Here is a 9,691-nt window from a genome sequence, read left to right as displayed (position 1 = left end):
GATGAAAATCATGGCCAATCAATCCCACCAGTACTTCAGCCGCCGCGCTCAACTCCCCGGGCGCTGACATCAGACGCAGTTCGTGCACAGGCAGTTCGGGAAACCCGTCTGCCGGCGCCAGCACGCGCATGCTTTCACTGACCCGGGCGCGGTCGACGATGCCGATCGCCAAGCCGGCCTCAATGGCCGCGTCCAGCGCGCTGACGCCCGCACTGATGATCACCGTGCGCCAGCGTCGACCCAGCCGCGACAGGTTATCGATAGCCACGGCGCGATACGGGCAGCCTTTACTGTGCAACGCTAACGGCACCGGCTTGCCCGGGTCCAGCGCGTAGTCGTGCGCCGCGACCCAGACGGGCTCGGTTACCCCAAAGGACTTCACGCAACGCCCCACCGGTGCCGGCACGTCAATGGGCTCGACCAGCAACGCCATATCCAGCTGCCCACGCTCCAGGCGTGCGCTCAAGCGACCACTGTTACCGGTTTCCACTTCCAGCTCGATGCCTGGAAAATCTGCGCTGAGATGGGGCAGCGTGCTGCCGAGCACGGCGGCGGCATATTCCTCGGAAATCCCCAGTCGGATCCGCCCACTGGCGACCGGCGCGGTGAAGCCGGCCAGCAGGCGGTCATGCAGCTGCAACAGTTCGGCGGTTTGCAGCGCGAAGCGTCGACCCAGTGGCGTCAGTGTCACGGTCTGGTTATCACGCTCCAGCAGCCGTCCACCGGCCAACGCTTCCAGGCGCCGGACGTGCAGGCTCACCGCCGAGGGGCTCTTGTTCAGAAAATGCGACGCCGCGAGAAACTGACCAAAGCGCACGATGGCATGAAACGTTCGCAGCAGATCTATTTCGAGCGTCTCCGACATGGTTCTGTATTCCTGCATCATTAGTGCTGATCGTATCGTTTGATTGCACCAGAGGTTCCTTCATACCATCGAGTCAAGCCCACTGTCAGGTGCCATGCGATGAACGTTGCCATCCCTCGAGTTTCACTGCTGGGAAGTGCCCTGCTGCTGGCCATGGTCGTCAGCTGGAGTTCCGGTTTCATCGGTTACCGCTATGCGGCCGATCAGGGCGGCGTTTACCTTGCGACACTGTGGCGTTTCATTCTCGCCGCGGCCGTGCTGCTGCCCTTTGCCTGGAAGGGATTGCGCGCACTGCGACGCCGTGATGTCATCCATCAAAGTTTGCTGGGGCTGTTCGCCATTGGCGGTTACATCGGCCCCATCGCCGGCGCCATTCAATTGGGTGTCGCCCCCGGTACCGCGGCGGTTATCGCCAATCTGTTGCCATTGACGATTGTGGTACTGGCCGGTTGCGTGCCCGGACAACGCACACAAGGCTGGCAATGGCTGGGCCTGGCTCTGTGTTTGCTGGGCATGCTGGTGGCGAGCAGCGCCAGCGTCGAGTGGGCGGCCGCTAATCTGTGGGTGTATGTTTTGCCCCTGCTGGCCGTGTTCTCACTGGCGGCGGCGACGCTGTATCAAAAAGCCTCCCCCGGTGTCCCGATGCCAGCACCGACCGCGTTGTTCATTCAGGTTTGTGCGGTAACTCCGTTGTTCGCCGTGCTCGCGCACTTTGAAGGCGGGCTGCTGCCACCGGCCAGCGCGGGTTTCGCTGCGGGCGTCGCGTGGCTGGTGTTTTTCGCCACGGTCGGCGGTTATGGTTTCTACTGGTTGTGCCTGCAACGCTTCAGCGTCCAGCGGATCAGTAGCGCACTGTTTATGGCACCGCCGATCACGCTGCTGTGGGCGTGGCTGCAATTCGGCGACCCGTTGCCGGTCAGCGCATTGGCCGGGATCGGCCTGACGTTGTCGGGTCTGCCATTGCTGGGAATGAAGACCTCGCACACAGTGGACAAGCGCGAGAGCCACCGGGACGAGGCCAATGAATGTAGTCGGACGGTCAAGCTTTCGGGGTCGGCGGCGGAATAAACCAATTTGTTGACCTGAGACATGAAACGAACGTTTTTCATCGGGCACATCTGCAAATCGGACTTACACTCAGACACTGACTTCAGTGACGCCGGCCGCCGGGCCTGGCTAAGGAATCAATGAGTGAAAGTAAATTGGGAAGGCATATTGCCGATTGTCGGCGAAGTCATCGTCGTCGAAGACGATCCGACGCTGCGTTCGTTGATGGTGGACATCGTTGAAGAGATCGGCGCCAAGGCCTGCGCGTTCGACACGGCCGACGATGCCTTGACCTACCTGTTGCATGCGCATGGACAGTGCGGCCTGGTGATTGCCGATCATGGCGTACCCGGGCAGGTACAGGGAACGGAATTCATCGAAATGGTGCAGGGACAATGGCCACACATCGCAGCGATTCTCACTTCCGGTTATCTGCTTGATCCGCAGACAGTGCCCGCCTCGACGATTTACCTGCACAAACCATGGTCGCTGGATGAGCTGGTGCTGGCAGTGACGCAACTTCTACAACCGGACCGGCCCGTGACAAAGCCCGGTTAGCCAGCGGTGACTTCACGCGGCCAATAAGGAGGAAATTGCATGTGCCGCAACCGATATTTCTCAATAATTGAGCCCCGACCGGGGCTGATCGATCAGTGTCGCGCTCGCTTGCTGACGGTGTATGAGTCTGAACCTGCGCCTGGACTGCTTGCCTAATAAAAAAACCAGCCAGGCGAGTCACCACATGCATATGTCCGAGGCGAACCAAATCATGGAAGCCCTTTCAACCAACGACGCCAACATGAAAATTCGCGAAGGTTGGAAACTGCTGTCGGTTGTGGTCACCACACATCCCAACGGCCAGCTTCACCCTTGCTACATATTGGGAAAGGGGCAGTCAGACGATGACCCGTCTGCTGCAGAGTGACACCTGAGCCGGTCTGAAGCGGTGAGCCCGCGAGGCGCTGGCTTTTTTGCGCGGTGAATCGGCGGCGTTCACTTCACCGCCGCCGTTCACCGGCCACGGTCGGCGCTTATTTTTCTAAGGTCGCAGCTTGATTGCCGCCCTGTTCGGCGATCTTCGACAGCTTCTCGTCAGCGCCCTTTTCTTCGGCAAGCGTCGCCGCCAGCAACGCCGCAGCGTCATCCATCTTAAGGTGCTTGGCCATGGCAACCAGTGTGCCGTAACTGGCAATTTCATAGTGCTCGACCTTTTGCGCAGCGCCGATCAGTGCCGCGTCGAGCACCGCGCCTTTGTCGATCTCTTCCAGCAGTTCCTTGGACTCTTCAACCAACCCCTCCATGGCCACGCACTTCATTCTCTTGAGCTTCAGGCCGGTCAATTGCACCAATTGATCAATACGTTCGATCTGCCCATGGGTTTCCTCGAGGTGCGAGGTGAACGCTTCAGCGAGTAGCGGATTGGTCGCGGCCTTCGCCATGCGAGGCAGCGCTTTGGTGATCTGCTTTTCCGCGCTGTAAACGTCGGACAGCTCGTGAACAAAGAGGTCTTCAACAGTTTTTCTGGCCATTTTCAGTCTTCCTGTCGGTCAAAGGATGCGTCGCCTGGAGGGCGTCCGTTGTCGGTGGCACACGGTAATCAAAACCGTCGTGCCAGAAGAGTGACCAGGGCTGGATTCCCGTTGTTCCAAGTTTTTTCTGCAGGACGGATGAAGCGTCCAGGACCTTGGAAAATTTGTAAGAAAGAATTTCAGCGGCGCACTGTGGTCTATCCGAAACCACAAGCTAGAGCTCCTCTCATGAAATTTTCAAAATTCTGCCAAGCCCTCTCCAATCGCGCCGGCAGTTCAAAGACTTTCCTTACCGCCATCGTGCTGATCATTGCCTGGGCGGTGACAGGTCCGTTTTTCAACTACAACGACACATGGCAACTGATCATCAACACCTCGACCACGATCATCACCTTCCTGATGGTGTTCCTGATCCAGAACACGCAAAACCGCGATAACGACATTCTTCATCTGAAAATCGACGAGCTGATTCGCGCCACCCATGAAGCGCAGAACGCCATCTTATCGCTGGACAAAATGGGTACCCGGGACTTGCGCAAGCTGCGCAAGCATTACAGCTCGCTGGGTGATCCCGAGCAGATCCGCTTCGAGACCGAGTCTACAGATGATCATCGCCCTTGAGCTGAACCATAACGTCCTGATCGGCCTGATGTTTTTCCAACGGTGCAGTTGGGACACTGAAAAAACCTGCTGCAACCGGCAACAACGCATGGACAGCTGACCGCCTCAGGCCAATGATGCATAGGTGCGCAATACCGGAAAAAGACCTCGAACAACAATAACCGAGTGCCGTGACTGCCTATGAACATCCTCTACGACGAACGCGTCGACGGTGTGCTGCCGGATGTCGACAGAGCCGCGTTGATTCAGGCAATGCGCGAGCGAATGCCGAACCTGGACGTGCTGCATGAGCCTGAAGAGCTGCGGCCTTATGAGTGCGACGGCTTGTCGGCCTATCGCACCACGCCGATGCTGGTAGTGTTGCCGCGCCACCTCGATGAGGTACAAGGCGTGCTGCGCCTCTGTCACGAAAGGCATGTGCCGGTCATTGCCCGAGGCGCCGGCACCGGGTTGTCGGGCGGGGCATTACCCCTGGAAAAAGGCGTGCTGTTGGTAATGGCGCGCTTCAACAATATTCTGCACATCGACCCGGCCGCACGCACTGCCCGGGTTCAGCCGGGGGTGCGCAACCTGGCAATTTCCCAGGCCACCGCACCGTTCGGCCTGTATTACGCACCGGATCCGTCTTCACAAATTGCCTGTTCGATTGGCGGCAACGTCGCTGAAAACGCAGGTGGCGTGCATTGCCTGAAATATGGTCTGACCGTACACAACCTGCTCAAAATCGACATCCTGACTGTCGATGGTGAACACCTCAGCCTGGGTTCCCAGGCGCTCGACTCGCCCGGGTTTGATCTGCTCGCGCTGTTCACCGGCTCCGAGGGCATGCTCGGCGTTATCACCGAGGTCACGGTCAAACTGTTGCCCAAACCGCAGACCGCCAAGGTACTGCTGGCCGCGTTCGATAGCGTCGAAAAAGCCGGACGCGCGGTGGCTGACATCATCGCTGCTGGCATCATCCCTGGCGGTCTGGAAATGATGGACAACCTGGCGATCCGCGCGGCCGAAGATTTTATCCACGCGGGCTACCCGGTCGAAGCCGAAGCCATTCTGCTGTGCGAACTCGACGGCGTTGAAGCCGATGTCCACGCTGATTGCGACCGCGTGCGCCAGGTGCTGCAACAGGCCGGCGCCACCGAGGTGCGCCTCGCCAAAGACGAAGCCGAGCGCGTGCGCTTCTGGGCTGGCCGCAAGAATGCTTTTCCTGCTGTGGGCCGGCTCTCGCCTGATTATTACTGCATGGACGGCACGATTCCGCGCCGCGCGTTGCCCGGCGTACTGCAGGCGATTGCTGCGTTGTCAGCCGAATACGATCTGCGCGTGGCCAACGTTTTCCACGCCGGGGACGGCAACATGCACCCACTGATTCTGTTCGATGCCAACCAGCCGGGCGAACTCGATCGCGCCGAAGCGCTGGGCGGCAGGATCCTCGAGTTGTGCGTGAAGGTCGGCGGCAGCATCACCGGCGAGCACGGGGTCGGTCGCGAGAAAATCAATCAGATGTGCGCGCAGTTCAACAGCGATGAGTTGACGCTGTTCCATGCCGTCAAAGCCGCGTTCGATCCGAGCGGCCTGCTTAACCCCGGGAAGAACATTCCAACGTTGCACCGCTGTGCCGAATTTGGCGCGATGCACGTGCATATGGGTCAGTTGCCCTTCCCCGAACTGGAGCGTTTCTGATGCCCGGCGAACACGATATCGATGACAGCGGCGCACTGCTGGAGCAGGTCAACCAGGCCCTGCAAGACGCCACGCCGCTGCGCATCCAGGGCTCCAACAGTAAAGCTTTTCTGGGGCGCATCACCGCCGGCGAAGTGCTCGACACACGTTCGCATCGGGGCATCGTCAGCTACGATCCGACAGAACTGGTGATCACCGCCCGGTGCGGAACCCCGCTCGCCGAGCTGGCGCAAGTGCTGGACGAGGCACAGCAGATGTTGCCGTGCGAACCGCCGGCTTTCGGTGACGGCGCCACAGTCGGCGGTATGATTGCCAGCGGCTTGTCCGGACCGCGTCGGCCATGGTCGGGCTCAGTGCGTGATTTCGTCCTGGGGACGCGGGTGATCACCGGGCTCGGCAAGCACTTACGCTTCGGTGGCGAAGTGATGAAAAACGTCGCCGGTTACGACCTGTCGCGCCTGATGGCGGGCAGCTTCGGTTCACTGGGCGTCATCACCGAGGTATCGCTCAAGGTGCTGCCAAAACCGCGTCAATGCCTGAGCATCAGCCTCGAAATGGACGCCGACCGTGCCTTGCTGCGCCTGGCGGAATGGGGCCAGCAACCGTTGCCGATCAGCGCCGCCTGCCACGATGGTCTGCGTCTGCATCTGCGCCTTGAAGGGGGCGAAGGGTCGGTAACTGCGGCCCATGACCGGCTTGGCGGCGAGTTGCTGGACGCCAGCTTCTGGGCTGATCTGAATGAACACCGGCTGAGTTTCTTCGATGAGAATCAGCCGCTTTGGCGCCTGTCCGTGCCGAACAACACCGCGCGGCTGGCATTGCCCGGCCGGCAACTGCTCGATTGGGGCGGCGCCCAGCGCTGGTTGAAGTCGGATGCGGAAGGGGCGTTCATTCGCAAAGTGATCGATGAGGTCGGCGGGCACGTGACCTGCTACAGCCACGGGCTGAGCGACTGCCCTTTTCAGCCCTTGTCCGGACCATTGATGCGCTATCACCGCAGCCTCAAACAGCAACTCGACCCTCAGCAGATTTTCAATCCCGGACGCCTGTACGCGGAGCTCTGAACCATGCAGACAACCCTGAGCGAAGCGGCGCGCCAACTGCCTCGCGCCGAAGAAGCCGAAAGCATTCTACGCTCCTGCGTGCACTGTGGTTTCTGCAACGCGACCTGCCCGACTTATCAATTGCTCGGCGATGAGCTGGACGGACCGCGTGGCCGCATCTATCTGATCAAGCAAGTCCTGGAAGGCAACGAGATCACGCGCAAAACGCAACTGCATCTGGATCGCTGCCTGACCTGCCGCAATTGCGAAACCACCTGCCCGTCCGGGGTCGATTATCACAATCTGCTGGACATTGGCCGGGCGGTGGTCGATGCCGCCGTGATGCGACCGCTTGACCAGCGATTACTGCGCGAAGGCTTGCGCGGCGTGGTGCCCAATCGAGCTCTGTTCAAGACGTTGATTGGCAGCGGCCAGGTATTCCGGGCGCTGCTGCCGAGCAGTCTGCAGGGCAAGTTGCCTCGCCAGGTTACCCCGGCGAAACAGCGCCCGCTCGGGCAGCACGCCCGACAGGTGCTGATGCTCGAAGGCTGCGTGCAACCGAGCCTCTCGCCCAACACCAATGCGGCGACAGCACGGGTTCTGGACCGTCTGGGCATCAGCGTGATCCCGGCTCGCGAAGCCGGTTGCTGCGGCGCTGTGGATTATCACCTCGACGCGCAAGCCGCCGGCCTTGACCGCGCCCGACGCAACATCGATGCGTGGTGGCCCGGCATTGAAAACGGTGCCGAGGCGATCGTGCAAACCGCCAGTGGCTGCGGGGCGTTTATCAAGGATTACGGCCATCTGCTGCGCGCCGATCCTGCTTACGCAGACAAGGCTCACAAGGTCAGCGCGCTGGCCCGCGACCTGGTCGAAGTGCTGCGCGAGGAACCGCTTGAAACCCTGGCGCTTCACAGCGATCAGCGCCTGGCTTTTCACTGCCCATGCACCTTGCAGCACGCGCAAAAACTCGGCGGTGCGGTGGAAGCGCTGTTGATTCGTCTGGGCTTCAATCTCACCGTCGTGCCTGACAGCCATTTGTGCTGCGGCTCGGCGGGCACCTATTCGATCACGCAACCGGTGCTGTCGCGGCAATTGCGTGATAACAAACTCAATGCGCTGGAAAGTGGCCACCCCGACGTCATCGCCACGGCCAATATCGGCTGCCAGTCTCATCTGGATGGCGCCGGCCGAACGCCTGTCCGGCACTGGATCGAGCTGGTCGAAGACGCCATGACTCCACCCGACACAGGAGCAACCCGATGAACAGTAAAGCCATCTTGAGCCAGGCGAAGTCAGCCGGATTCTCGCCGCAGCGCGCAGCGAAGCGCAAAACAATCAGTGGGCCGTGACGATCGTGATCGTCGACGATGGCGGCCATCCCCTTGCACTGGAGCGCCTCGATGGCTGCGCCCCGAGCGCTGCCTATATCGCCACCGAAAAAGCGCGCACGTCAGCACTTGGACGTCGCGAATCTAAAGGTTACGAAGACATGGTCAACGGTGGACGCTTCGCTTTCCTCTCCGCGCCATTGCTTACCTCCCTCGAGGGCGGCGTGCCGATTGTTCATGACGGGCAAGTGATCGGCGCAATCGGGGTGTCAGGGGTCAAGGCCGAGCAGGATGCGCAAGTGGCCAAGGCTGGGGCTCAGTGTCTGAAGTGAGGTGATGGGCAGCGGGCTTACATTTCGTGTCTGGCCGAGGTCAATTGTGGGAGCCAGCCTGCTGGCGAGGGCGGTAGGACAGTCGCGAGATTTCTGTCGCCTGTACCGGCGTCATCGCGAGCAGGCTCGCTCCCACAGGGGATCGGGGGGCGCGGTTACATTTCGTGCCTGGCCGAGGTCAATTGTGGGAGCCAGCCTGCTGGCGAAGGCGGTGGGACAGTCGCGAGATTTCTGTCGCCTGTACCGGCTTCATCGCGAGCAGGCTCGCTCCCACAGGGGATCGGGGGGCGCGGTTACATTTCGTGCCTGGCCGAGGTCAATTGTGGGAGCCAGCCTGCTGGCGAAGGCGGTGGGACAGTCGCGAGATTTCTGTCGCCTGTACCGGCTTTATCGCGAGCAGGCTCGCTCCCACAGGGGATCGGGGGCGCGGTTAGATTTTGTGTCTTGTGTGTCTGGTATCGAGCGTGGGGTTTCAGAGCTAGAATCCGGGAAATTACGATTTAGAGGATGATCGCGTCATGTCCACCTCCGAGACTTCCCTGCAGGACAGTGCCGCGCCCGAGGGCGTTTGTTATGGCTGCGGCAGCCGTAATGTCGATGGGTTGCATATCAAGAGTTTCTGGCACGAGGACGGTCTGCATGTGATGGCTGAGCACGTGCCGGACGCGCGATATTGCGGCTGGCCGGATCTGGTCTACGGCGGGCTGATCGCGATGTTGGTTGATTGTCATTCCAACTGGACGGCGATGGCTTATCACTATCGAGCGGAGAACCGCGAGGCCACCAGCCTGCCACGCATCAACTGCGTCACGGGCAATCTGGGCATCAAGTTCATCAAGCCGACGCCGATGGGTTTGCCATTGACGCTGAAGGCCAGAGTCGACGGTGAAGTCGGGCGCAAGACCCGCGTCATTTGCGAGGTGTATGCGGGCGATGTGCTGACGGCGGTGGGTGATTCTGTGTTTGTTCGTGTAGATACCGGGCAATTGGCAGCGGCGGCTCACGGTCGGTGATGTGTGGGCCGGATGGCGAGGCCTTCGGCTTCGGACGCAGCCTCGCAGGCTCGGCAGCTGCTACAAGTGCTCATTCACGCCGGCTTCGGCGCAGCCTCGCGGGCTCGGCAGCTGCTACAGGAGCTCATTCACGCCGGCTTCGGACGCAGCCTCGCAGGCTCGGCAGCTGCTACAGGCGCTCATTCACGCCGGCCTCGGACGCAGCCTCGCGGGCTCGGCAGCTGCTACAA

General features: G+C 60.7%; 10 protein-coding genes and 1 pseudogene. 9 read left to right on the top strand and 2 right to left on the bottom strand.

Annotation, left to right across the window (positions count from 1 at the left end; genetic code table 11):
• A partial coding sequence (locus tag F8N12_RS17035) for a LysR substrate-binding domain-containing protein (RefSeq protein WP_150581495.1) occupies positions 1–865 on the bottom strand: 865 nt, incomplete at its 3' end.
• A 99-nt stretch (positions 866–964) separates the two neighbouring features.
• Between F8N12_RS17035 and F8N12_RS17030 the strand changes: the two genes are divergently transcribed.
• The 3 genes from F8N12_RS17030 (at position 965) to F8N12_RS17020 (ending at position 2,837) form a co-directional block, all read left to right on the top strand.
• Positions 965–1,933 carry a DMT family transporter gene (locus tag F8N12_RS17030; RefSeq protein WP_150581494.1) on the top strand — a complete coding sequence of 323 codons (969 nt, stop codon included), beginning with the start codon at positions 965–967 and terminating at the stop codon, positions 1,931–1,933.
• Positions 1,934–2,056: 123 nt separating this feature from the next.
• Positions 2,057–2,470, top strand: coding sequence for a response regulator (locus F8N12_RS17025; RefSeq protein WP_150581493.1), 414 nt, complete (start codon positions 2,057–2,059; stop codon positions 2,468–2,470).
• A gap of 121 nt (positions 2,471–2,591) precedes the next feature.
• Positions 2,592–2,837 carry a hypothetical protein gene (locus tag F8N12_RS17020; RefSeq protein ID WP_150581492.1) on the top strand — a complete coding sequence of 82 codons (246 nt, stop codon included), beginning with the start codon at positions 2,592–2,594 and terminating at the stop codon, positions 2,835–2,837.
• A 106-nt stretch (positions 2,838–2,943) separates the two neighbouring features.
• Here F8N12_RS17020 and F8N12_RS17015 read toward each other — a convergent pair whose 3' ends face one another.
• Positions 2,944–3,441, bottom strand: a complete 498-nt coding sequence (locus F8N12_RS17015) for a ferritin-like domain-containing protein (RefSeq protein WP_150581491.1) — start codon at positions 3,439–3,441, stop codon at positions 2,944–2,946.
• Between the two features lie 228 nt (positions 3,442–3,669).
• On the opposite strand from F8N12_RS17015, the gene F8N12_RS17010 reads away from it, so the two are divergent.
• The 6 genes and pseudogenes from F8N12_RS17010 to F8N12_RS16985 all read left to right on the top strand — a co-directional run bounded on the left by F8N12_RS17010 (position 3,670) and on the right by F8N12_RS16985 (position 9,461).
• Entirely contained in the window at positions 3,670–4,062 is a 393-nt protein-coding gene (locus F8N12_RS17010; RefSeq protein ID WP_150581490.1) for a low affinity iron permease family protein, read from the top strand.
• A 180-nt stretch (positions 4,063–4,242) separates the two neighbouring features.
• Entirely contained in the window at positions 4,243–5,742 is a 1,500-nt protein-coding gene (glcD, locus tag F8N12_RS17005; protein ID WP_150581489.1) for a glycolate oxidase subunit GlcD, read from the top strand.
• Complete coding sequence (gene glcE / locus F8N12_RS17000) at positions 5,742–6,806, top strand: glycolate oxidase subunit GlcE (protein ID WP_150581488.1); 1,065 nt, start codon at positions 5,742–5,744, stop codon at positions 6,804–6,806. Before glcD ends, glcE begins: the two co-directional genes overlap by 1 nt.
• A 3-nt stretch (positions 6,807–6,809) precedes the next feature.
• Positions 6,810–8,051: a glycolate oxidase subunit GlcF gene (gene glcF / locus F8N12_RS16995; protein WP_150581487.1), complete on the top strand. Its 1,242-nt coding sequence runs from the start codon at positions 6,810–6,812 to the stop codon at positions 8,049–8,051.
• Positions 8,048–8,448, top strand: a pseudogene (locus F8N12_RS16990) (heme-binding protein). Before glcF ends, F8N12_RS16990 begins: the two are co-directional and overlap by 4 nt.
• 518 nt (positions 8,449–8,966) lie before the next feature.
• Positions 8,967–9,461 carry a PaaI family thioesterase gene (locus F8N12_RS16985; protein ID WP_150581486.1) on the top strand — a complete coding sequence of 165 codons (495 nt, stop codon included), beginning with the start codon at positions 8,967–8,969 and terminating at the stop codon, positions 9,459–9,461.
• Positions 9,462–9,691: the final 230 nt, after the last annotated feature.

Origin of the sequence: Pseudomonas fluorescens (genome assembly GCF_902497625.1) — a bacterium.
In the GTDB taxonomy this organism is placed as follows: domain Bacteria; phylum Pseudomonadota; class Gammaproteobacteria; order Pseudomonadales; family Pseudomonadaceae; genus Aquipseudomonas; species Aquipseudomonas fluorescens_BQ.
This window is presented reverse-complemented; position numbering and strand designations above follow the sequence as displayed.

What these genes read in the sequence shown, in the direction of transcription:
- glcD (WP_150581489.1), top strand. Translation starts at nt 4,243, where the DNA reads ATGAACATCCTCTACGACGAACGCGTCGACGGTGTGCTGCCGGATGTC.
- F8N12_RS17010 (WP_150581490.1), top strand. Translation starts at nt 3,670, where the DNA reads ATGAAATTTTCAAAATTCTGCCAAGCCCTCTCCAATCGCGCCGGCAGT.
- F8N12_RS17015 (WP_150581491.1), bottom strand. Translation starts at nt 3,441, where the DNA reads ATGGCCAGAAAAACTGTTGAAGACCTCTTTGTTCACGAGCTGTCCGAC.
- glcF (WP_150581487.1), top strand. Translation starts at nt 6,810, where the DNA reads ATGCAGACAACCCTGAGCGAAGCGGCGCGCCAACTGCCTCGCGCCGAA.
- F8N12_RS17020 (WP_150581492.1), top strand. Translation starts at nt 2,592, where the DNA reads ATGAGTCTGAACCTGCGCCTGGACTGCTTGCCTAATAAAAAAACCAGC.
- glcE (WP_150581488.1), top strand. Translation starts at nt 5,742, where the DNA reads ATGCCCGGCGAACACGATATCGATGACAGCGGCGCACTGCTGGAGCAG.
- F8N12_RS16985 (WP_150581486.1), top strand. Translation starts at nt 8,967, where the DNA reads ATGTCCACCTCCGAGACTTCCCTGCAGGACAGTGCCGCGCCCGAGGGC.
- F8N12_RS17030 (WP_150581494.1), top strand. Translation starts at nt 965, where the DNA reads ATGAACGTTGCCATCCCTCGAGTTTCACTGCTGGGAAGTGCCCTGCTG.